The sequence below is a fragment of the Achromobacter sp. CF-sbj1-Ac2-l genome (assembly GCF_052698165.1).
Window position 1 is genome coordinate 1,474,557 of sequence record NZ_CP199855.1, and the last position, 21,948, is coordinate 1,496,504.

At 66.3% G+C, this 21,948-nt stretch carries 22 protein-coding genes; 7 read left to right on the top strand and 15 right to left on the bottom strand.

Annotation, left to right across the window (positions count from 1 at the left end; genetic code table 11):
• The first annotated feature begins 172 nt into the window (after nt 1-172).
• The 3 genes from ACUDCK_RS06735 to ftsB all read left to right on the top strand — a co-directional run bounded on the left by ACUDCK_RS06735 (nt 173) and on the right by ftsB (nt 2,259).
• Nucleotides 173-457: a DUF1330 domain-containing protein gene (locus tag ACUDCK_RS06735; RefSeq protein ID WP_006389344.1), complete on the top strand. Its 285-nt coding sequence runs from the start codon at nt 173-175 to the stop codon at nt 455-457.
• 4 nt (nt 458-461) lie between these two features.
• Nucleotides 462-1,748 carry a phosphopyruvate hydratase gene (eno, locus tag ACUDCK_RS06740; protein WP_006389345.1) on the top strand — a complete coding sequence of 429 codons (1,287 nt, stop codon included), beginning with the start codon at nt 462-464 and terminating at the stop codon, nt 1,746-1,748.
• Nucleotides 1,749-1,812: 64 nt separating this feature from the next.
• Nucleotides 1,813-2,259: a cell division protein FtsB gene (gene ftsB / locus ACUDCK_RS06745; RefSeq protein ID WP_064524447.1), complete on the top strand. Its 447-nt coding sequence runs from the start codon at nt 1,813-1,815 to the stop codon at nt 2,257-2,259.
• Nucleotides 2,260-2,341: 82 nt separating this feature from the next.
• Here the strand turns inward: ftsB and ACUDCK_RS06750 are convergent, their stop codons facing one another.
• The 15 genes from ACUDCK_RS06750 to ACUDCK_RS06820 all read right to left on the bottom strand — a co-directional run bounded on the left by ACUDCK_RS06750 (nt 2,342) and on the right by ACUDCK_RS06820 (nt 18,099).
• The gene (locus tag ACUDCK_RS06750; RefSeq protein WP_244976907.1) at nt 2,342-3,118 is read right to left on the bottom strand and encodes a TadE/TadG family type IV pilus assembly protein; all 777 of its coding nucleotides are present in this window, start codon (nt 3,116-3,118) and stop codon (nt 2,342-2,344) included.
• Between the two features lie 47 nt (nt 3,119-3,165).
• Nucleotides 3,166-4,095: an Hsp33 family molecular chaperone HslO gene (hslO, locus tag ACUDCK_RS06755; RefSeq protein ID WP_054501510.1), complete on the bottom strand. Its 930-nt coding sequence runs from the start codon at nt 4,093-4,095 to the stop codon at nt 3,166-3,168.
• Nucleotides 4,096-4,181: 86 nt separating this feature from the next.
• Entirely contained in the window at nt 4,182-4,703 is a 522-nt protein-coding gene (locus tag ACUDCK_RS06760; RefSeq protein WP_054501509.1) for a gamma carbonic anhydrase family protein, read from the bottom strand.
• A gap of 46 nt (nt 4,704-4,749) precedes the next feature.
• On the bottom strand, nt 4,750-6,417 hold the full coding sequence (locus tag ACUDCK_RS06765; RefSeq protein WP_064524449.1) for an acyl-CoA synthetase: 1,668 nt from the start codon (nt 6,415-6,417) through the stop codon (nt 4,750-4,752).
• A gap of 128 nt (nt 6,418-6,545) precedes the next feature.
• Complete coding sequence (locus tag ACUDCK_RS06770; RefSeq protein ID WP_372414943.1) at nt 6,546-7,403, bottom strand: UDP-2,3-diacylglucosamine diphosphatase; 858 nt, start codon at nt 7,401-7,403, stop codon at nt 6,546-6,548.
• Nucleotides 7,404-7,523: 120 nt separating this feature from the next.
• Nucleotides 7,524-8,249 (bottom strand): site-2 protease family protein, encoded by a 726-nt coding sequence (locus tag ACUDCK_RS06775; protein WP_054501507.1) that lies wholly within the window; start codon nt 8,247-8,249, stop codon nt 7,524-7,526.
• Between the two features lie 3 nt (nt 8,250-8,252).
• Nucleotides 8,253-9,161: a DUF2167 domain-containing protein gene (locus tag ACUDCK_RS06780; protein WP_054501506.1), complete on the bottom strand. Its 909-nt coding sequence runs from the start codon at nt 9,159-9,161 to the stop codon at nt 8,253-8,255.
• Between the two features lie 152 nt (nt 9,162-9,313).
• Nucleotides 9,314-9,829 carry an RDD family protein gene (locus ACUDCK_RS06785; RefSeq protein WP_054501505.1) on the bottom strand — a complete coding sequence of 172 codons (516 nt, stop codon included), beginning with the start codon at nt 9,827-9,829 and terminating at the stop codon, nt 9,314-9,316.
• 152 nt (nt 9,830-9,981) lie between these two features.
• Complete coding sequence (locus ACUDCK_RS06790) at nt 9,982-10,170, bottom strand: hypothetical protein (RefSeq protein WP_006393542.1); 189 nt, start codon at nt 10,168-10,170, stop codon at nt 9,982-9,984.
• Between the two features lie 251 nt (nt 10,171-10,421).
• The gene (locus ACUDCK_RS06795; protein ID WP_175142195.1) at nt 10,422-12,113 is read right to left on the bottom strand and encodes a THUMP domain-containing protein; all 1,692 of its coding nucleotides are present in this window, start codon (nt 12,111-12,113) and stop codon (nt 10,422-10,424) included.
• Between the two features lie 35 nt (nt 12,114-12,148).
• Entirely contained in the window at nt 12,149-12,577 is a 429-nt protein-coding gene (locus ACUDCK_RS06800; protein ID WP_006384749.1) for a CopD family protein, read from the bottom strand.
• Nucleotides 12,578-13,099: 522 nt separating this feature from the next.
• Nucleotides 13,100-14,551 (bottom strand): bifunctional 2-methylcitrate dehydratase/aconitate hydratase, encoded by a 1,452-nt coding sequence (locus ACUDCK_RS06805; protein WP_175167600.1) that lies wholly within the window; start codon nt 14,549-14,551, stop codon nt 13,100-13,102.
• Nucleotides 14,552-14,633: 82 nt separating this feature from the next.
• A complete protein-coding gene (prpC, locus tag ACUDCK_RS06810) occupies nt 14,634-15,851 on the bottom strand; it encodes a bifunctional 2-methylcitrate synthase/citrate synthase (RefSeq protein ID WP_064524451.1) in 1,218 nt (405 codons plus the stop codon).
• 89 nt (nt 15,852-15,940) lie between these two features.
• On the bottom strand, nt 15,941-16,831 hold the full coding sequence (gene prpB, locus ACUDCK_RS06815; protein ID WP_054501500.1) for a methylisocitrate lyase: 891 nt from the start codon (nt 16,829-16,831) through the stop codon (nt 15,941-15,943).
• A gap of 278 nt (nt 16,832-17,109) precedes the next feature.
• Nucleotides 17,110-18,099 (bottom strand): malate dehydrogenase, encoded by a 990-nt coding sequence (locus ACUDCK_RS06820; RefSeq protein WP_049072248.1) that lies wholly within the window; start codon nt 18,097-18,099, stop codon nt 17,110-17,112.
• 357 nt (nt 18,100-18,456) lie between these two features.
• Between ACUDCK_RS06820 and ACUDCK_RS06825 the strand changes: the two genes are divergently transcribed.
• The 4 genes from ACUDCK_RS06825 to sdhA all read left to right on the top strand — a co-directional run bounded on the left by ACUDCK_RS06825 (nt 18,457) and on the right by sdhA (nt 21,940).
• Complete coding sequence (locus ACUDCK_RS06825) at nt 18,457-19,236, top strand: GntR family transcriptional regulator (RefSeq protein ID WP_035360087.1); 780 nt, start codon at nt 18,457-18,459, stop codon at nt 19,234-19,236.
• Nucleotides 19,237-19,357: 121 nt separating this feature from the next.
• Entirely contained in the window at nt 19,358-19,774 is a 417-nt protein-coding gene (sdhC, locus tag ACUDCK_RS06830) for a succinate dehydrogenase, cytochrome b556 subunit (RefSeq protein ID WP_054501499.1), read from the top strand.
• Entirely contained in the window at nt 19,775-20,158 is a 384-nt protein-coding gene (gene sdhD / locus ACUDCK_RS06835; RefSeq protein WP_054501498.1) for a succinate dehydrogenase, hydrophobic membrane anchor protein, read from the top strand. It begins immediately after the preceding gene.
• A gap of 15 nt (nt 20,159-20,173) precedes the next feature.
• Nucleotides 20,174-21,940: a succinate dehydrogenase flavoprotein subunit gene (sdhA, locus tag ACUDCK_RS06840; RefSeq protein WP_208025194.1), complete on the top strand. Its 1,767-nt coding sequence runs from the start codon at nt 20,174-20,176 to the stop codon at nt 21,938-21,940.
• Nucleotides 21,941-21,948 lie beyond the last annotated feature (8 nt).

Sequence of the window (21,948 nt, forward strand, 5' to 3'; positions counted from 1 at the left end):
TCCCGCCGTCGCTCCTGGCGGACAATGCGCCGCGGCCTCGCGCCGCGGCGCTGCTTTCGGATACAACCACTTAGCATCGGACAGGCACGGCCCCGCCGTGTTGCGCGACACTGCCCGTGTCTCGCTGTCCGGCGCCGCGACCCCATCAATGCAACTGTCCTGAAGGAACCCCATGAGTGCCTATCTCATCGCCGACGTCACAGTGACCAAGCCCGCGCAGTACGAGGATTACAAGCGTCTGTCCACGCTCGCCATGCGCGCGTACGATGCCAAGATCCTGGTGCGCGGCGGCGAATCCCGGCACCTCGAGGGGCGTGAGCCCGGCCGCACCGTCGTCATGGAGTTTCCGTCCATGGCCGCGGCCCAGGCCTTCTACGACTCCTGGCAGTACCGACGCGCCCGCAATGCCCGTGAAGGCGCGGCCGTGATGAATATGTTTATCGTTCAGGGAATGTAAAGTCATGAGTGCAATCGTCGATATCATCGGCCGCGAGATTCTGGATTCGCGCGGCAACCCGACCGTCGAATGTGACGTGTTGCTGGAATCCGGCGCCATGGGCCGCGCGGCCGTGCCGTCGGGCGCGTCCACCGGCGCCCGCGAAGCCATCGAGCTGCGCGACGGCGACAAGGGCCGCTACCTCGGCAAGGGCGTGCTGCGCGCCGTCGAGAACCTCAATACCGAAATCTCGGAAGCGCTGATGGGCCTGGACGCCCAGGAGCAGACCTTCGTCGATCGCACCCTGATCGAACTGGACGGCACCGAGTCCAAGGAACGCCTGGGCGCCAACGCCATCCTGGCCGCCTCCATGGCCGTGGCGCGCGCCGCCGCCGACGAGTCCGGCCTGTCGCTGTACCGCTACTTCGGCGGCAGCGGCCCCATGAGCATGCCCGTGCCGATGATGAACGTCATCAACGGCGGCGCGCACGCCAACAACACCCTCGACCTGCAGGAACTGATGATCCTGCCGGTGGGCGCGGGCAGCTTCCGCGAAGCCCTGCGCTGGGGCGCCGAAGTCTTCCACATGCTCAAGAAGCTGATCCACGGCCAGGGCATGTCCACCGCGGTGGGCGACGAGGGCGGTTTCGCCCCCAACGTGGCCAGCCACGAAGCCGCGATCCAGTTGATCCTGAAGGCCATCACCGAAGCCGGCTACGAGCCGGGCACGCAGATCGCCCTGGGCCTGGACTGCGCCAGCTCCGAGTTCTACCGCGACGGCAAGTACACCCTGGCCGGCGAAGGCGGCATCTCGCTGTCCTCGCAGGAATTCACCAACCTGCTGGCGACCTGGTGCGACAAGTACCCGATCATCTCGATCGAAGACGGCATGGCCGAAAACGACTGGGAAGGCTGGAAGCTGCTGACCGACCAGCTCGGCAAGAAGGTGCAACTGGTGGGCGACGACCTGTTCGTCACCAACACCAAGATCCTGCGCGAAGGCATCCAGAAGGGCGTGGCCAACTCGATCCTCATCAAGATCAACCAGATCGGCACCCTGACCGAGACCTTCGCCGCCATCGAAATGGCCAAGCGCGCCGGCTACACCGCCGTCGTCTCGCACCGTTCGGGCGAAACCGAGGATTCGACCATCGCCGACATCGCCGTGGCCACCAACGCCATGCAGATCAAGACCGGCTCGCTGTCGCGTTCGGACCGCATGGCCAAGTACAACCAGTTGCTGCGCATCGAGGAAGAACTGGCCGAAGTCGCGTCGTACCCCGGCCTGGAAGCCTTCTACAACTTGCGTTAATGTAAGCGGGCCGCGGCACGCGCCGCGGCCTTGTTAGCGCCACGACTGCTGAGGGTTCCCGCGTATGCGCCTGTTGTTCCTGGTGCTGTTCGTGCTGGTAGGGCTGATCCAGTACCCGCTCTGGCTGGGTAAGGGCGGCTGGTTCAAGGTCTGGGACCTGCAACGCCAGGTGGCGGCGCAGCGCGAGACCAACGAAGGCCTGCGCGCGCGCAACGCGGCCCTGGAGGCCGAAGTCCGCGACCTGGAAAACGGGTCGGGCGCCATCGAGGAACGGGCCCGCGGTGAACTGGGCATGATGCGCGACGGCGAAGTCTTCGTGCACATCCTGCCGCAGAACACCCAGCCGCCCGCGGGCGGCGCGTCGCTGGCCACCGAGGCCGCCACCCGCCCGGCCGCTCCGGTGCGCGCGAGCGCGCCGGCCACGCCCGCCAGGCCGGCCCCGGCCGCCACTTCCGCCACGCGGCCGGCCAACGCCCGGCCCGCCAACGGCACCGCCACTCCCCAACGCTGATCCGCCACGCGTCCGGGCAATGCCCGGACCCGCCAACGGTCCCGTCATACTCCAGTGCCGATGTCCGCGCCACCCGGTCCGTTCACGGGCAGTGGAGGCCGCGGCACGCCCCGGCCACCATGCCGGGCGGATACGGCTGGGCGCCGCGCCAGTCCACGGGATGGCTGTGCATTTCCACCTCGAGTTCCATCCCGATCGGCGCCAGTCCGTTCGCCCTGGCTGCATTCGCGTAGCTGCCGTCGGCCCCCCCGGCCAGCCCCGCCAGCAGCGCGCGCAGCGGCGGCAGCAGGGGACGGTACAGATAGGTCAGCCGCAGCCTGAGCGTATTGGCTCGGAAGATGCTGCGGCTGTCCGGCAAATCGGGCCGGCGCGCGTATTGCAGCGCCTGGTAGGCGTTGTCGATGGCCGGCAGGCCGGCGGGCGCGTCGGTGCGCAGCCCCGGCCGGGCATGATCGCGGAAGGCCTGGGCATCGGGCCGCAGGATCTCGATACGCCATGGGGACGCGCCCACTTGCCCGGCGATGCGCGCCTGGGCGTGGGCCTGGCGGCGGCGGGCGCCGGCTTGGTCGCCGGCGCCGGCGTGCAGCGGCAGCAGGGCCTGCTGGAATGCCGCGCGGATGTGGACCGGATCGCCGTGGGTCGTGGCGCCGGCGCGGGCCGCCTGCAACAACGCCAGGTGGACGATCTGGCGTGTCAGTTGCCAGCGGACGGCCTCGACCGTGCCCAGCGCCAGCAGCAGCATCAGGGCGGCGATCAGGGTGAACTCGAGCGCGGCAGCGCCACGCTGCAGCGGGCGCGCGGCGCGGGAGCGCGAGGCGACAAAAAAGGCGGTCATGGCCGGCCAGTGTGGCGCGGGCATGACCGCCTGTCGATTCGTACAAGCCGAGGCCGGGGCCCCGGCGCGGTTCAATGCACGGTGGGCGGCGCGTCGCCGTTGGCCGGCTGGCTGCCGGTGAACAGCGCGGCGCAATCGACCGCGTCGAAGACGTAGGGCTTGCCGCAGAAATCGCAGGCCACGTCGACCTGGCCGCGTTCGGCCAGGATGTCGTCGACTTCGGCCTGGCCCAGCGAGCGCAGCATGTTGGCCACGCGTTCGCGGGTGCACGGGCAATGCCAGCGCACCGGCAGCGGATCGAACGCCACCAGCGTTTCTTCCCAGAACAGGCGGTGGATCAGGGTGTCGATCTCGGTGGTCAGCAGTTCGTCGCGCTTGAGCGTGGTGGCCAGCGCCGTGGCGCGGTCCCAGGTCTCGGTGGCAGCCTGCTCGCTGAGCGTCGTCGTGTCCGAGCCGCCGTGGTGGGGCAGGCGCTGGATCAGCATGCCGGCGGCATGGTCGGCGTCGGCGGCCAGCCAGAGACGGGTGTCGAGCTGCTCGGAGGCCTTCATGTAGTGCTGCAGGGCTTCGGCGACGGTTTCGCCTTCCAGCGGCACAATACCCTGGTAGGCCTGCTGGCCGGGCACCTTGTGCTGGGGGTCCAACACCACAATGAAGCGGCCATTGCCGCCCGGGTTCAGCAGACTTTGCATGTCGCCATCGGTTGGCACGTCATGGCCTTCGCGCACCTTGACGGTGGCGCGCAGGCTGAGGTCGGAGCGGCATTCCACCACCAGCAGGGCGATCGGGCCGTCGCCCTGGATCTGCAGCACCAGCGAGCCATCGAACTTGATGTTGGCGGCCAGCAGGGTGGAGGCCGCCACCAATTCGCCCAGCAGGTGCGTGATGGCGGGCGGGTAGTCGTGGTTGGCCTGGACGGCCTTCCAGGTATCCGTGAGGCGCACCGCTTGGACGCGGACGCTACGGTCTTCGAGGAGGTATTTCTTGAGCTGATCGGTCATGGGAGAATGTTAGCCGATCGGACGGCCGATTCCCCCTGTCGGCCGCAGGGGTGTCAGCGGTTGCCGGGGCGTCCCCGGCGGCGGGCTCAGGCCAGACGTTTCAGGGCCGTCTTGTAGTGTTGGCCGCGCGCCACGTAATGGGCGGTGTTCTTGTGCAGGTTGGCGATTTCCTCGTCCGACAGTTCGCGCACGATCTTGCCGATGCCGATGACCAGGGAATTGTCCGGAATCACCCGGTCTTCCGGGATGATGGCGCCGGCGCCGATCAGGCAGTTGCGGCCGATCACGGCATTGTTCAGCACGATGGCCTGCATGCCCACCAGCGCGCCTTCGTGGATGGTGCAGCCATGCAGCATGGCCTGGTGGCCCACGGTGACGTTCGGGCCGATGCTCATGGGACAGCCGGTATCCACGTGCAGCACGCTGCCTTCCTGGATATTGGTGCCCTGGCGGATCAGGATGGCGTCGTTGTCGCCGCGGATCGAGACGTGTGACCAGATGCTGACGCCGGCCTCCAGCGTGACGTTGCCGATGATGTCGGCGCTGTCGGCCACGTAGGCGGCCGAATCGATGCGGGGAATGAGGTCGTCGAGCTGGTAAATGGGCATGCCCTGTCTCCGGGTGCGGCGGCGGATCTCTGCGGACCCGCCCGCGTCATTGGGGCCTGGACGCCCGCGCGCGTTCTTCTTCGCGCTGGCGCAGGATGCGACGCTGGATTTTACCGGTGGTGGTCATGGGCAATTCTTCGACGAATTCGATTTCCTTCGGGTACTCGTAGGGCGCCAGGCGCTCGCGCACGTGTTCCTGCAGGTTCTCGATGATGTCGCCGCGGTCGCGTTGGGCGAATTCCGGCGTCAGCACCACATAGGCCTTGACCACCGTGCCGCGCTCGGCGTCCGGCTTGGGCACCACCGCGGCATTGGCCACGGCCGGGTGCCCGACCAGGCAGCTTTCGATCTCGCCGGGGCCGATGCGGTAACCGGACGACTTGAACACGTCGTCGGCGCGGCCGGCGTACCAGAGATAGCCGTCAGCGTCGATCCGGGCCAGGTCGCCCGTCAGGCACCAGTCGCCCTTGAACTTGGCCTGGGTGGCGGCTTCGTCGCGCCAGTAGCCCAGGAACAGGACCGGGTCGGGAAAACCGTGGATGTCGTAGCGATTCACGGCGATCTCGCCGGTTTCGCCAGCCGCCACCGGCTGGCCGGCGTCGTCCAGCACCGCGACCCGATGGCCGGGGTAGGGCCGGCCCATGCTGCCCGGTTTGGCCGGCCAGCGCTTCTGGCTGTTGCCGACCACGTAGTTCATCTCGGTCTGGCCGAACATCTCGTTGGGTGTCACGCCCAGCGCCGACTGGCACCATTCGAATACGGTCTCGCCGACGCTTTCGCCGGCGCTCATGATGGACCGCAGCGCCAACTGGTATTGACTGCGAGGCTCGGGCACCGCCTTCATCATCATCTTCAGCGCGGTCGGGAACAGGAAGGTGTTGGTGACCTGGTAGCGTTCCAGCAGCTCGAAGGCGCGCTCGACGGAGAAACGGCCGCGGGTGCCGACGATGGGATGACCGAAATACAGCGTCGGCAGCAGCGCGTCCATCATGCCGCCGGTCCAGGCCCAGTCGGCGGGCGACCAGAATACGTCGGCGGGCCGCGGAAACCAGTCCTGGGAAGCGACGAAACCCGGCAGGTTGCCGATCAGCGCGCTGTGCGGCAGCAGGGCGCCCTTGGGGGCGCCGGTGGTGCCGGAGGTATAGAGCAGGATGGCCGGATCCGACGAACGCGTCGGCACCGGCTTGAATTCACTGGGTTGGCGCGCCAGCAGGCTGCGCCAGGGCAGGACGCGCTCGTCGGCGAAACCGATGCCGATGATCTGTTGCAGGTTGGGGCAATTGTCGCTGACGGCCAGCAGGTTGGCGCTGGAAGCATGGTCGACGATGGCGACGCGGGTTTCCGAATCGCACAGGCGGCTCTGCAGGGCTTCGGGGCCGAACAGCGCCGACAGCGGCAGCACCACCGCGCCCACGCTGTAGATGGCCATGTGGGCCACCACGGTCTCCGGGCGTTGCCCCAAAACCACACCGACCCGGTCGCCACGGCCCACGCCCATCTTGACCAAGCCATTGGCCAACTGATTGGCGGCCTCGGCCAGCCGCGCATAGGTCCAGACCTCGCGGTTGCCGGCTTCATCTTCGTAGTAGATGGCGATGCGCCGCGCATCCGGACTACTGGATGCCCAGCGGTGGCAGCACGCTTCCGCTATGTTGAACTGGGTGGGAACCAGCCAGCGGAATGTTTGGTAGAGCACCTGATATTGGTCGTTCATGGCCCTATGTTGTGAGCATGTTGCAGCGTGAACGGGTCAGTTTTTGCCCGTTGCCCCAATTGCAAGCATGACCTAGAGGGCCGTGAACTGCAATATCCGCGTTGCGTAACGGGGACGTATAAGGGTTATCACGGGTGTTTGCCCTGCCGGCGCAGCGCCGACGGCAGCGCCGGCAGGGACAGCGAACGGGGTTTGCGCGGCGTCGGGTCGGCCTGGCGCTCGGCCTGGATCGCGGCCCAGTCCAGCAACTGCAACTGGCCGTCATGGGTCTCGGCCAGGGCCGACAGGCTTTCCACCCAGTCGCCGTCGTTGCAGTACAGGATGCCGCCCACGTCGCGCAGCTCGGCCTTGTGGATGTGGCCGCACACCACCCCGTCCAGGCCGCGGCGGCGGGCCTCGCCGGCCAGCGCTTCCTCGAAGTCGGTGATGAACGACACCGCGTTCTTGACCTTGTGCTTGAGGTACTGCGACAGTGACCAGTAATGCAGTCCCAGGCGGTGGCGCAGGCGGTTGAAATGATGGTTGATCCACAGCGCCAGTTGGTAGAGGCCGTCGCCCAGGTGCGCCAGCCAGCGGCTGTGCTGGATCACGCCGTCGAACTGGTCGCCGTGCAGCACCAGCAGGCGCAGGCCCTTGGCCGTCACGTGCACGTCTTCGTCCAGGATCTCGATGTCGCCAAAGGCGTAGCCGGCGAATTCGCGCGCGAATTCGTCATGGTTGCCGGGGATGAACACCACCCGGGTGCCGTTGCGGGCCTTGCGCAGGATGCGCTGGATCACGTCGTTATGGGCCCTGGGCCAGTGCCAGTGCTTGCGCAGTTGCCAACCGTCGACGATGTCGCCGACCAGGTACAGGGTGTCGGAATCGTTATGCTCGAGGAAATCCAGCAGGAATTCCGCCTTGCACCCGGCGGTGCCCAGGTGAATGTCGGAAATCCAGAGAGCGCGCCAGTGCGTGGGGCGGATTTCGTTCACGTTGCTGTCCATGGGGGCTGTCGTCATGCCTGGGAATGAAACCACCCCACGATGACCGTGACATGAAAAAAAAGTGACGCTGTTGTGACGGCCGCCTCCGTTTCGGCGGCGGCGGCCGTCAAACAGGCAGGATCAGCCGCGCAGATGGCCCAGCATGTCGTGCACGTCGTGGGCCATGATGGCCAGCACGCAGACCAGGCCCAGGTAGGCGCAGGTATAGGTCAGCTTGCTTTCCAGCGTGGTGCCGTAATAGGCCTGGTTCTCGGGCAGCGTCGGGTCGTACTTGAAGGCCCGCAGCACGTTCGGAAAGGCCAGCACCGCCACCAGGATCAGGATCGGGCTGGGACGCCAGAAGAACAGGGCCACCAGCACCGGCACGCCCACCAGCCAGATGCGCGGCGACAGCACCGCGGTGATGCGGCCGCCGTCGAAAGGCGACAGCGGGATCAGGTTGAACAGGTTGATGAAAAAGCCCGCGTACGACAGCGCCAGCAGCAGGTCGCTGCCGGTGCTGCGCGCCGCGAAATAGCAGGCCAGCGACGCCACCGTGCCGGCCAGCGGCCCGCCCAGGCCCACATAGGCCTCGGTGTCGGCATCGTGCGGCATGTCCTTGAGCTGGATCCAGGCGCCGACGAACGGGATGAAGACGGGCGCACCCACGTCCAGCCCGCGCTGGCGCGCCGCGATGTAGTGGCCCAGTTCATGCACCAGCAGCAACAGCACGAAGCCGGCCGCGTAACGCCAGCCGAAGACGAAGGCGTAGACGGCCACCGACAGCAGCATGGTGCCGCCGGTGGCGAACAGCTTGCCGAATTTCAGGTATTTGATACCGGAAAACAGCAGCAGGAGCAGCTTCATTGCTCAGGGTTGCTGCTGTTCGGCCTTCTTGCCGCGGAAACGCTTCCACAGCCCGCCGCCCAGCGCCGCGGCGGCCAGGATGCCGACCTTGGCAAACTTGGCCAGGAACGCCGCGATCACGGCGAACAGGCCCAGCTTCTTGGCGGCGACGCCCGCGACCAGCGCGGCCAGCCCGTATTCGGCGACCTTGTCGGTGGACGAGTTGAAGTCGGCGTAGCGCTTGCCCTCGACGTACTTCAGGTTGTCCAGCAGCGTCAGCACCGCGGTCTTGTCCTTCGGCACCAGGTTCTTCTGCGTGATCAGGTCCAGCGTGATGTAGCCGTCGCGGCCCAGCGCATAGGTGTTGTAGTTGACGGTGGGGTTGTCGTTGGCCGTCTCGCCCTTGTGCTTGACGGCGACCGACCAGACCAGGCGCTGGGTGTTGCTGTCGTACTTCGGCGCCTCGACCCAGCCGTCCATCACCAGTTCGGGAAAGCCGCGCTTCTTGCGTTCGACATTGGATTCCTCGGTGCCGTCGCGCAGGCTGTCCAGCAGCTCGTTGACGTTCCAGTTCTTGGCGTCATCGTCCTTGATGTAGCCGGCCTTGTCGAAGTTGATGGTGATGACCCAGTCGTCATCGTCGCTCTTGGGCATGACCACGCCCAAGAGCGAGGGGTCCTTGCCATTGCCGTAGGCTGCCATCAGGCGGTCGGCCTGGAGGCGCGGCACGAAGAACATGGATTCCGGCAGGTGCACCACGGCCTGGTCGCCCAGCTTCACATCCGCCGGGCCTTCCTGGGCGGCCGCGTAGGCCGCTTTCATCGCGGCTTCGATCTCCTGTTGCGCGGCGGCATTCTGGGCCGAGGCGCCGAACGGCAGGAACAGGAGGGCGCTGGCGGCGGCCAGCGACAGGCGGGAAAGGAATGCGCGCATGATTAGTTATTGGAGCGTCTATGAAAGGGGCCCCATTGTCTTTGCGCGCGACTTTCAACTTTCTGAAAGGCGGCGCCTAATTCGCCGCATGATTTTGCCAGTTGTAAGCAGGTATGTTCAGCGTGTGGTCAGGCACCTGACTCAATGCTTGCTCACCGGGTTTTCTTGCGCTGCGGCGCATTGCGCAGGCGCGTGCCTAGCAGGCGGTCATGCAGGAACTGGCCGTCGGGATCGAACCACGACCAGACGAAGATCGTGAACGGCGCGGCCACGATGAACATGTCCATCGACGGCCAGCCGGTGGCGCTGGCGGCGGCCCAGACCACGGCGGCGCCGGCCAGCACCAGGGGCCAGGCCAGCACATAGCGCAGGATCAGGCGGGCAGTGGAGGGCGGATTGCCGTCGCGATCGACCAGGCGGATGTTCCAGGTCTTCATCGGCAGCGTCTGGCCGCGGCGGCGCCAGCACAGCACGAAGTAGGCGCCGATTGCCACGAACAGCCAGGCCTGGCGGACGGGCCGCAATTCCAGGGCGTTGCGGCTCTGGGTCAGGGTGTCCATCAGATAACCCGCCAGGAAGACCACGCCGAACAGCAGCACGGCTTCGTACATCATGCAGGCGAACCGGCGCAGCCGGTTGGGGGTCTGGTCGAGGGAGGCGTCGGTCATGGGCCGGTATTATCCGACAAAGCCACCGCCCGGTGGGTTGACGATTTCCCGGTGCCGGCCATAAAAAAAACCCGCCGGTAAGGGCGGGTCTATAAAAGGGGCTATGCAGCCCCCAAGGGGAAATCGTTCAGGCCCGAAGGCCCGGGTCCTGCTCAGGCGGCGGAGTGCGCGTTCTTGGCGCTCGTCTTGCCAGCCAGGGCACGGACGCCGTGGGCCAGCTTACGCAGGCCCGCGGCCAACGCACGCATCGGGTGCGGGCGGAACTGTTCTTCAATGGCCTGGAGCATCAGTTGACGCTCGAGTTCGTCGGTCAGGCGGATGGTGTTGTTCGGGTTGATCACAATAGCCTCCACGGGCTTGCACTGTTGTTTAGCTACTAGGGATAACCCGAATTATAGGGTTAACCCTGAAACTGTGCAAGCACCTGGTGCGCATTGGCAACACCCTGGTGCTGATGATGCCCCAAATCGGCGCTGCGGGGCACCATAAGCAAAGATACGGGCGCGATGTTGCGGCGCTTTTACAACGCGCGGGCCGTGGAAAAAGGATGACGCCCCGGGGACGAACCGCCCCGGGGGTGGCGGGGATGACGTCAGGCGTCGCGGTAGCCGGCCGCGACCAGTTCGAAGCCGAACAGGCGGCAGTCCAGCGCGCCGTTGTGCAGCGGCACGCGGCGCCTGGGCTTGAGGCGCATCTGGTTGGGCAGGGTCAGGTCGCTGGTGATGATGTGCAGTTGCCAGCCGGCGAAATTGCGCTTCAGGCACGTGGCCCAGTCGCGCCACAGGTCGGCATCCTGTTCGGTGGCCATGCGCTCGCCGTAGGGCGGGTTGGTGACGATCCAGCCATGATCCGCCGGCGCCTGTATTTCACGGGCGTCGCCCACCTCGAAGCGGATGGTGTCGGCGGTGAGCCAGGCGCGCTCGGCGTTGTTGCGGGCGAATTCGACCGCCTGTGGATCGAGGTCGTAGCCCACCAGCGGCGCGTCCAACTGCGGCAGGATGCGCGAACGCGCGTCGTCCTTCAGGTCGCGCCAGCGGTAGGCGTCGTGGCCGCGCAGGCGCTCGAAGCCGAACGGGCGCGAGATGCCGGGGGGCACGCCCAGGGCGATCCAGGCGGCTTCGATCAGGATGGTGCCCGAGCCGCAGAAAGGATCCAGCAACGGCGCGGCCGGGTCCCAGCCCGCCAGCGCCAGCATGCCGGCGGCAAGGTTCTCGCGCAGCGGCGCATCGCCCTTGTCCAGGCGCCAGCCGCGCTTGAACAGCGATTCACCCGAGGTGTCCAGGTACAGGGTGGCGGTGTGGCCGGTCAGGAACAGGTGTACGCGCGCGTCGGGGCGGACGGTGTCGATGCTGGGGCGTTCGCCTTCCAGCTCGCGCAGGCGGTCGCAGATGCCGTCCTTGGCGCGCAGGTTGCAGTACTGCAGGCTTTGCACCGGACTCTTGATCGCCGAGGTGTCCACGCGCAGAGTCTGTTCGGCGCCGAACCAGCGCTCCCAGGGCGTGTCGCGGGCCAGATCCAGGATGTCGTCTTCGTGCGAGATCTCGGCGTGCGCGACCTGCACCAGGATGCGGGTCGCCAGGCGCGAATACAGGTTGGCGCGCTGCACGCCCGCCCAATCGGCCGTGAAGGAACAGCCGGCGCGCCCGGCTTCGGCATCTTCGTAACCCAGGGCCTGCATCTCGGCCGTCAGTGCTTCCTCCAGGCCTTGGGGGCAGGGGGCGAACACCTTGAAGCGTTCGGCCTGGCGCGGTTCGCGCGGACGGCGTTCGCGCACCTCGACGGTCGGGGCGCGACGATGTGGCGCGTCGGCGCCGTGCGCCGGGCCGGCGTCGACCGGCGCCTCGTCGTCGTAATCGGGTTCCGGCGCGAATTCGGGCGCGGGGCCGTCGTCTTCGAACGGATCGTAGAAGCGGCCAGCGGGCGTGGCGGGGGCGACGTACTTGTCGTCCAGGCGCGGGGCGCGCTGCGGCGTACGGCCCGGTCGCGGCGCCGGCGCGGCATCGCGGCGCGGGCGGTCTCCGCGCGGGCCATCGCCACGGCGCGGGCCGTCGCCGCGTTCACGATCGTCCGGCCGGCGCGCGGCGCGGGCGGCGGCCTGGCGCTGCTGGTAGCCCTCGGGGTCCTTCTGACGCTCGATGTTGTCCTTGGCGCGCTCGTTCTGGGCGACCAGGCGGGCGCGGGCGCCGGTGCGCACCCGCTTGGGGGCGGCTTCGGCGTGCGCGTCGCGCGCGGTTTTCTTGATCGTCAGCGTCTTGCGCGGGCGGTCCTGGTCATCAGCGGACATACGAATCCTGGCGAATGTGCAAAGGGTAGGGGGAATCAGAAGGGTTTGACGACGACCAGCGCCACCACCACCAAGAGCAGCAAGACGGGAACTTCGTTGAACCAGCGATAGAACTTGTGCGAACGGGTGTTCTTGCCCTGTTCGAATTTACGCAGCATGACGCCACAGGCGTGATGGTAGCCGATGACGAGCAGGACGAAAAAGAGCTTGGCGTGCATCCAGCCGTTGCCGGGGCCGACGCCGATGCCGTAACCCAGGTACAGCCACATGCCGAGCGCGACGGCGACGACCGCCAGGATGGTGGTGAAGCGGTAGAGGCGGCGCGCCATGCCGAGCAGGGTGACCTGCACGGCCGAATCCGATTGCTGGGCCAGGTTCACGAAGATGCGGGGCAGGTAGAACAGGCCGGCGAACCAGGAGGCGATGAAGACGATGTGGAAGGTTTTTACCCAGAGCATGGACATGGTGGGGGCGGTCTTTGTTTTCTTGGGGAAGGGGGATTGTAATTGCTGAGGGCTGGGGGTTCTTCGTAGGTCGCCCGTCGCGGCGGCGGTTTGGGGGGCGGGCGCCCACGATTGCGGTCCGGAGCGTTCGCTCCGGACTGCCCCTGCCTCAACCTCGTGGCCGCCGTTCGGCGGCTGCCTTCGGTTTCCGTCGGGCGCATCGAGGTTGCCCGCCCCCCAAACCGCCGCCGCGACGGGCTACGGGTTTCGAGAAATGATGCGCTGCCAGACCGGTGGGGTTCTGGAGAGGTTTGCGGGGCCCGTCAGGACCGGCCGCGCGGGCGGCCGGTCCTGACTTACGCGGTGGTTTGCGTCGGGACGGGGGGCGCTGCGCGGTGCTGGACAGGTGCTTGCTTGGCGCGCAGCCGGGAGGAAGGGAGAAGAGCGGCCCCGGACGGTTTTGCCGTGATGGGGCCGTGGGGCGTGCAGCTTGTCGCTTCAGATCTGCGCTTGTCGCTTCGGATCAGATCCGCGCGTGTCGCCTCAGATCACATACAGATCGACGTACTCGTGGACCGGCATCGCTTCCAGCTTTTTCTGGTCCAGCGAGGCTTCCAGGATGCGGGCCTGTTGGCGGGCGGGGAAGATGCGGGCCAGGTTGGTGCGGAATTTCGCTTCCAGCAGGGGGATGCCGTCGGCGCGGCGGCGCTTGTGGCCGATGGGGTATTCGCAGACGACCTCGTCGAGCTGGGTGCCGTCGGTGAACCGGACGGTGAGGGCGTTGGCGATGGAGCGCTTGTCGGGATCGTGGTAGTCGCGGGTGTAGGCCGGGTCCTCGACGCAGGTGATCTTGTCGCGCAGGGCGTCGATGCGCGGGTCGGCGGCGACGTCGTCCTCGTAGTCGGCGGCGGTGAGGCGGCCGAACAGGAGCGGCACGGCGACCATGTACTGGATGCAGTGGTCGCGGTCGGCGGGGTTGTTCAGCGGGCCCTTCTTGTCGATGATGCGGATGCACGCCTCGTGGGTGCGGATGGTGATGCTGGCGATGTCGTCGGTGGACTTGCCCAGGGACTTGAGGCGGTCGTGGATCTGCATGGCGCATTCGACCGCGGTCTGCGAGTGGAACTCGGCCGGGAACGAAATCTTGAACAGCACGTTTTCCATGACGTAGCTGCCATAGGGACGCTGGAACCTGAACGGCTGGCCCTTGAACAGCACGTCGTAGAAGCCCCAGGTCTTGGCGGACAGCACCGAGGGGTAGCCCATCTCGCCGGTGCGGGCGATCAGCGCCAGGCGCACGGCGCGGCTGGTGGCGTCGCCGGCGGCCCAGCTCTTGCGGCTGCCGGTGTTGGGGACGTGGCGGTAGGTGCGCAGGCTCTGGCCGTCGACCCAGGCCAGCGAGACGGCGTTGATGACTTCGTCGCGGGTGAGGCCCAGCATCTGCGCCACGACGGCGGTGGACGCCACCTTGACCAGCACCACGTGGTCCAGGCCGACCTTGTTGAAGGAGTTTTCCAGCGCGATGCAGCCCTGGATCTCGTGCGCCTTGATCATGCCGGTCAGCACGGCGCGCATGGTCAGCGGCGGCTTGCCGGCGGCGACGGCGGTGCGCGACAGCCAGTCGGCGGTGGCCAGGATGCCGCCCAGGTTGTCGGACGGGTGGCCCCATTCGGCGGCCAGCCAGGTGTCGTTGAAATCGAGCCAGCGGATCATCGCGCCGATGTTGAACGCGGCCTGCACGGGATCGAGTTGGAATTGGGTGCCGGGCACCTTGGCGCCGTGCGGGACGATGGTGCCGGGAACGACGGGGCCCAGCAGCTTGCGGCACGCCGGGTATTCCAGCGCTTCCAGGCCGCAGCCCAGGGTGTCGATCAGGCAGTTGCGAGCGGTCTCGTAGGCCAGGCCGCTCTGGATTTCATAGTTGAGGACGTAGTCCGCGATATCGACCAGGACCTGGTCGGGCTCGGGACGGACGTTGGAGATCGGGGCAGACATTGGGTACCTCTCCTGAGTGAATACAGGCGGCACTGGGCCCGCGCGGCGCGGGGAAAGGCGTCGGCAGGCCCATGTCGTCGTCCTACTTGCGCTTGTCGAGCGGCACGAACTTCTGATCTTCCGGTCCGACGTAGTTGGCGGTCGGGCGGATGATCTTGTTGTCCACGCGCTGCTCGATGATGTGGGCCGACCAGCCCGCGGTGCGCGCGATCACGAACAGCGGGGTGAACATGGCGGTCGGCACGCCCATCATGTGGTAGCTGACGGCTGAGAACCAGTCCAGGTTGGGGAACATCTTCTTGATGTCCCACATGACCGTCTCGAGGCGTTCGGCGATGTCGAACATCTTGGTGCTGCCGGCCTTCTTGGACAGCTTCTTGGCCACTTCCTTGATGACCTTGTTGCGCGGGTCGGACACGGTGTAGACCGGGTGGCCGAAGCCGATGATGACTTCCTTGGCCTCGACGCGGCGGCGGATGTCGGCCTCGGCTTCGTCCGGCGTCTCGTAGCGCTTCTGCACGTCGAAGGCGACCTCGTTGGCGCCGCCGTGCTTGGGGCCGCGCAGCGCGCCGATGGCGCCGGTGATCGCCGAGTACATGTCCGAACCGGTGCCGGCGATGACGCGGGCGGTGAAGGTGGAGGCGTTGAACTCGTGCTCGGCGTACAGGTTCAGCGAGATGTGCATCGCCTTGACCCACTCGTCGCTCGGCTTCTCGCCGTGCAGCAGGTGCAGGAAGTGGCCGCCGATGCTGTCATCGTCGGTCTGCACGTCGATCACGCGGCCGTTGTGGCTGTAGTGGTACCAGTACAGCAGGGCCGAGCCCAGGTTGGCCATCAGGCGGTCGGCGATGTCGCGCGCGCCGGGCAGGTTGTGGTCGTCCTTCTCGGGAAGCACGCAGCCCAGCACCGAGACGGCCGTGCGCATCACGTCCATCGGGTGGCTCGCGGCCGGCAGGGCCTCGAGCGCATCCTGCAGTTGCACGGGCAGGCCGCGCAGCGAACGCAGCTTCTGCTTGTAGGCCGCCAGTTCGGCCTTGTTGGGCAGCTTGCCATGCACCAGCAGGTGGGCGATTTCCTCGAACTCGCTGGTGTGGGCGATGTCCAGGATGTCGTAGCCGCGGTAGTGCAGGTCGTTGCCGCTGCGGCCGACCGTGCACAGCGCGGTGTTGCCGGCGACCACGCCGGACAGCGCGACCGATTTCTTGGGCTTGAAGCCGGCCTTTTCTTCCGGCTTGGCGGCCGGGGCGGCGTCCGCGGTGGTATCCGTTTTGGCAGCCTGCTTCTTGGGAGCCGTGCTCATGTCTCTACTCCTTTCCTTTCGCGGTGGTCGATGCAATGGGGAAGCGGGGCGCCGCGGGGTCGCCGTGGCGCCGGATGCGGTGGTGCGCGTCAGGCCTTGCCTTTCTGGAACAGGGCGTCCAGGCGCGATTCGAATTCGTGGTAGCCGATGCGGTCGTACAGTTCCTCGCGCGTCTGCATCAGGTCGACCACGTTCTTCTGGTGGCCGTCGCGGCGGATGGCGGTGTAGACGGCCTCGGCGGCCTTGTTCATGGCGCGGAAGGCCGACAGCGGGTAGAGCACCATGCCCACGCCCACGCTCTTGAGTTCTTCCACCGAGAACAGCGGCGTCTTGCCGAATTCGGTGATGTTGGCCAGCACCGGCACCTTGACCGCCTTGACGAAGCGGTCGTAGGTCGGCAGGTCGTAGGCGGCTTCGGCGAAGATGGCGTCGGCGCCGGCTTCGACGCAGGCCAGGGCGCGCTCGATGGCGGCGTCCACGCCGTGCGAGGCAATGGCGTCGGTGCGCGCGATCAGGTAGAAGTCGCTGTCGGTGCGGGCGTCGGCCGCGGCCTTGACGCGGTCGGCCATCTCTTCGGTGCTGACGATTTCCTTGCCCGGGCGATGGCCGCAGCGCTTGGCGCCGACCTGGTCTTCGATGTGGCAGGCGGCGGCGCCGAACTTGATCAGGCTCTTGACGGTGCGGGCGATGTTGAACGCCGACGGGCCGAAGCCGGTGTCGATGTCGACCAGCAGCGGCACGTCGCAGACGTCGGTGATGCGGCGCACGTCCGTCAGCACGTCGTCCATGGTGTTGATGCCCAGGTCGGGCAGGCCCAGCGAGCCCGCCGCCACGCCGCCGCCCGACAGATAAATGGCGCGGTAGCCGGCGCGCTTGGCCAGCAGGGCGTGGTTGGCATTGATGGCGCCGATGATCTGCAGCGGGCTTTCTTCGGCGAGCGCGCGGCGGAACAGGGCGCCGGCGGATTCGGGTCTGGACATGGGGAGTCTCCGTTATAGGGGCCGGGTGTCGTGACGTTGCCCCGGCTGGGATGGCTGGGTCTGCGCGCCCGCGGCGTGTGGCCGTGCCGGACATCGGGTTCCGGCGCCTGGCCACGACCTTACCGCGGTCGCGGAACGAAAATCTGTCCCCTTCGCGACAATTCATTGCGCGGGCGCAAAGAGACAGGTTTGCGTTCCGCGGGCGGCGCATCCGTTGACGCGCCGTCCGCTTGCGAATTGGGCCCGCGTCAACGGGCCCAATTCTGCTTGCTGGCTGCTTACTTCAGCAGGTCCTTGACGCCGTCGCGCTCTTCGAGGAGCTCTTTCAGCGTGAAGTCCAGGCGCTCACGCGAGAAGGCGTCGATTTCCAGGCCTTCGACGCGCTTGTATTCGCCGTTTTCGGTGGTCACCGGCACGCCGTAGATGATGCCTTCGGGGATGCCGTAGGAGCCATCCGACGGGATGCCCATCGTGACCCACTTGCCGTTGCTGCCCAGGACCCAGTCACGGACGTGGTCGATGGCGGCGTTGGCGGCCGAGGCGGCCGACGACAGGCCACGGGCCTCGATGATGGCGGCGCCACGCTTGCCCACGGTGGGGATGAAGGTGTCGCGGTTCCAGGCGTCGTCGTTGATCAGCTTGGCCAGCGATTCGCCGCCGACGGTGGCGAAGCGGTAGTCGGGGTACATGGTGGGCGAGTGGTTGCCCCACACGACCAGCTTCTCGATGTCGGCCACGGCCTTGCCCGACTTGGCGGCCAGTTGCGACAGGGCGCGGTTGTGGTCCAGGCGCAGCATGGCGGTGAAGTTCTTGGCGGGCAGGTCCGGCGCCGACTTCATGGCGATGTAGGCGTTGGTGTTGGCCGGGTTGCCGACCACCAGGACCTTGACGTTGCGGCTGGCGACGTCGTTCAGGGCCTTGCCCTGGGCCGTGAAGATCTGGGCGTTGACCGACAGCAGGTCCTTGCGTTCCATGCCGGGGCCGCGCGGGCGGGCGCCGACCAGCAGGGCCACGTCCGCGTCCTTGAATGCCGTGCGCGGGTCGCTGTGGGCGGTGACTTCCTGCAGCAGCGGGAAGGCGCAGTCATCCAGTTCCATGATGACGCCCTTCAGGGCCTTTTGCGCTTTCTCGTCGGGGATTTCGAGCAGTTGCAGAATGACGGGCTGATCTTTGCCCAGCATTTCGCCCGAGGCGATGCGGAACAGCAGTGCGTAACCGATTTGGCCGGCGGCGCCGGTGACGGCGACACGCAAGGCAGGCTTAGACATGGACGTTCTCCGTAATGGTGTGGCGAGAAAATAATCTCACCAATCAGTGTAATCCGTTGAACGGCGAAGACGGCCCGCGCGCGAGGGGGCGGATGTGTCGCCGGACAGCCAGGAATCCTAGAACTAATTTACGGGTGCGTCAATTGATCTTATATCTTATATAAGACATAAGACGTTGGACAGCGTCACCCCCGATATGCCACAATAGAGCGTTTGTTCGAATGCGCCGCAGCACCGCCGGCTGCGCGCCTGTATCAGGCCAGAATACCGGCACCGCAGCAGCGCACGCGAATGGAAACCGCATCGTTTGCGCTGCCTTCCATTCTCCGGATGAACATGACACTTCCAAGACGATCCATGGCAGACCCCCGGCCCGAAACTCCCCTACGCACTCGCGCCGCCCGTCCGACGGGCGAGGGGGCCGCTTTCAGTCCGCTGTACCGCCAGATCAAGGACCTGCTCGTGCAGAGCCTGGACCGCGGCGAATGGAAGCCCGGCGAACTCATCCCCAGCGAAATCGATCTGGCCGCCCGTTTCCAGGTGAGCCAGGGCACGGTGCGCAAGGCGGTCGACGAGCTTGCGGCCGAGCATCTGCTGCTGCGCCGCCAGGGCAAGGGCACCTTCGTCGCCACCCATCATGAAGCCCGCGTGCGCTATCGTTTCCTGCGCCTGGCCCCCGACGAAGAGGGCGAGGCCGTGCGGGCGGAAAGCCGCATCCTCGAATGCCGCCGCTTGCGCGCGCCGGCCGAGATCGCCCGCGCGCTCGACCTGCGGGCCGGCGAAACCGTGATCTCGATCCGCCGGCTGCTGTGCATGGGGCAGGTGCCCACCGTGCTTGACGACATCTGGCTGCCCGGATCCATCTTCCGCGGCCTCACCCAGGAGCTGCTGACCGCCAACAAGGCGCCGCTCTATGGCCTGTTCGAATCCGAGTTCGGCGTCAGCATGGTGCGCGCGGACGAAAAGCTGCGTGCCGTGGCGGCGCCGGCCGAAGTCTGTACGTTGCTTAATGTTGCCGCCGGCGCGCCGTTGTTGCAGGTGGATCGCGTGTCGTACACGTATGGTGACCGCCCCATGGAAATCCGACGGGGCTTGTACTTGACCGATCGATACCACTACCGCAATAGTCTGAATTGATGAGTTTTTTACCTACGATTTGATACCGACCCATTCTCTGGGCGAAAATACTGTGTTTGCCCGCGAGGGCCACGGCATTAGCGCCGTCACGATTCCCTAGTTCCGAAACACCGAGGCCGTCATGTCCGACACCGCTGCCAAGCCACGTCCGCAGTTTCGCAATATTGGGCTTGCCCAAGTTGCGTTCTCCTATCGCCTGCCCCTGGCCGGCAAGCTGTCCATCCTGCACCGCATCAGCGGCATATTGCTGTTCCTCTGTTTGCCCTTGGTCATCGTTCCGCTGTTCGCAGCGAGCGTGGCCGCGCCGCAGTCGTTCGCATGGATCGCTTCCTTCGCGGCCAACCCGATCGTCAAGCTTGTCTTTCTGGTCCTGATCTGGGGCTACCTGCACCATTTCTGTGCCGGCATCCGCTACCTGCTGCTGGATCTGCACCTGGGCATCGACAAGCTGTCGGCCAAGAAAAGCGCCGGCGTGGTCTTCGGTGTCAGCCTGGCGCTGACGCTGGTGTTCGGTCTCAAACTGTTCGGAGTGCTGTAAATGGCCGCCGCTAAAAACTACGGACCCAAGCGCCTGGTCGTCGGCGCCCATTATGGCGTCATGGACTTCATCATTCAGCGTGTCACCGCCGTCGTCATGGCCGTGTACACGCTGGTGCTGCTCATCGGCATCCTGACGATGCCCGCCTTCACGTACGAACACTGGGTCAAGCTGTTCAATTTCTACGTGGGCTTCATTCCGGTTGGCCAGATCCTGGCCTCCCTTGCCTTCTTTGCGTTGGCCTGGCATGCCTGGATCGGCGTGCGCGACATCTGGATGGACTACGTCAAGCCGGTGGGCCTGCGCCTGCTGTTGCAAGTGCTGACGATCCTCTGGTTGATCGGTACGGTCGTTTACTTCGCGCAAATCCTCTGGAGCATCTAAGCCGTGGTCTCTGTCATGAAATCCTTGCCGCGCCGCCAGTTTGATGTGGTGGTCGTTGGCGCCGGCGGAGCCGGCATGCGTTGTTCGCTGCAACTGTCCCAAGCGGGCCTGTCCGTTGCGGTGCTGTCCAAAGTGTTCCCCACGCGCTCGCACACCGTTGCCGCGCAGGGCGGCGTGAGCGCCTCGCTGGGCAACATGAGCGAAGACAACTGGTACTGGCACATGTACGACACCGTCAAGGGGTCTGACTGGCTGGGCGACCAGGACGCCATCGAGTTCATGTGCCGCGAAGCCCCCAACGCCGTGTACGAGCTCGAGCACTTCGGCATGCCGTTCGACCGCAACCCCGACGGCACCATCTACCAGCGTCCGTTCGGCGGCCACACCGCCAACTTCGGTGAAAAGCCGGTCCAGCGCGCCTGTGCCGCTGCCGACCGTACCGGCCACGCGCTGCTGCACACCCTGTACCAGCGCAACGTCGCCGCCCGCACCCAGTTCTTCGTCGAATGGATGGCGCTGGACCTGCTGCGCAACGAAGCCGGCGACGTCGTGGGCGTGACCGCCCTCGAAATGGAAACGGGCGAGATCTACATCCTGGAAGCCAAGACCACGGTGCTGGCCACCGGCGGCGCCGGCCGCATCTGGGCCGCTTCCACCAACGCCTTCATCAACACCGGTGACGGCCTGGGCATGGCCGCCCGCGCGGGCATCCCGCTGCAGGACATGGAATTCTGGCAATTCCACCCGACCGGCGTGGCCGGCGCCGGCGTGCTGATCACCGAAGGCGTGCGCGGCGAAGGCGGCATCCTGCTGAACAAGGATGGCGAGCGCTTCATGGAGCGCTATGCGCCCACGCTGAAGGACCTGGCCCCGCGTGACTTCGTGTCGCGTTCGATGGACCAGGAAATCAAGGAAGGCCGCGGCTGCGGTCCGGACGGCAGCTACGTGGTGCTCAAGCTCGACCACCTCGGCGCCGACGTCATCAACAAGCGCCTGCCCTCGATCCGCGAAATCGCCATCAAGTTCGGCAACGTCGACCCGATCAAGGAACCGATCCCCGTCGTCCCGACCATCCACTACCAGATGGGCGGCATCCCGGCCAACTATCACGGCCAGGTGCTGACGCGCGAAAATGGCGAGAACAAGATCGTCAACGGCCTGTACGCCATCGGCGAATGCGCCGCGGTGTCGGTGCACGGCGCCAACCGCCTGGGCACCAACTCGCTGCTGGACCTGATCGTGTTCGGCCGCGCCACCGGCAACCACATCGTCAATTCGCATCCGGAACGCCAGCACGCGCACCAGCCCGTGCCGCAGCAGGCCGTCGAATTCTCGATGGACCGCATCAACAAGCTGGAATCGCGCACCTCGGGCGAGAAGACCCAGGATATCGGCAACGCCATCCGCTTCTCGATGCAGCGCCACTGCGGCGTGTTCCGCACGCTGGAGTTGCTGAACGAAGGCGTGACCCAGATCGAAGACCTGGCCAAGCAAGCCGACAACATCTACTTCAAGGACAAGTCCAAGGTGTTCAACACCGCGCGCGTCGAGGCGCTGGAACTGGCCAACATGACCGAAGTGGCCCGCGCCACCATCAAGTCGGCCGCCAACCGCACCGAAAGCCGTGGCGCCCACGCGCTGGACGACCACCCGACCCGCGACGACGAGAACTGGCTCAAGCACACGCTGTGGTACTCCGAAGGCAGCCGCCTGGATTACAAGCCTGTGCAGATGAAGCCGCTGACGGTCGAGTCCTTCCCGCCCAAGGCGCGTACCTTCTAAGTCCGGAT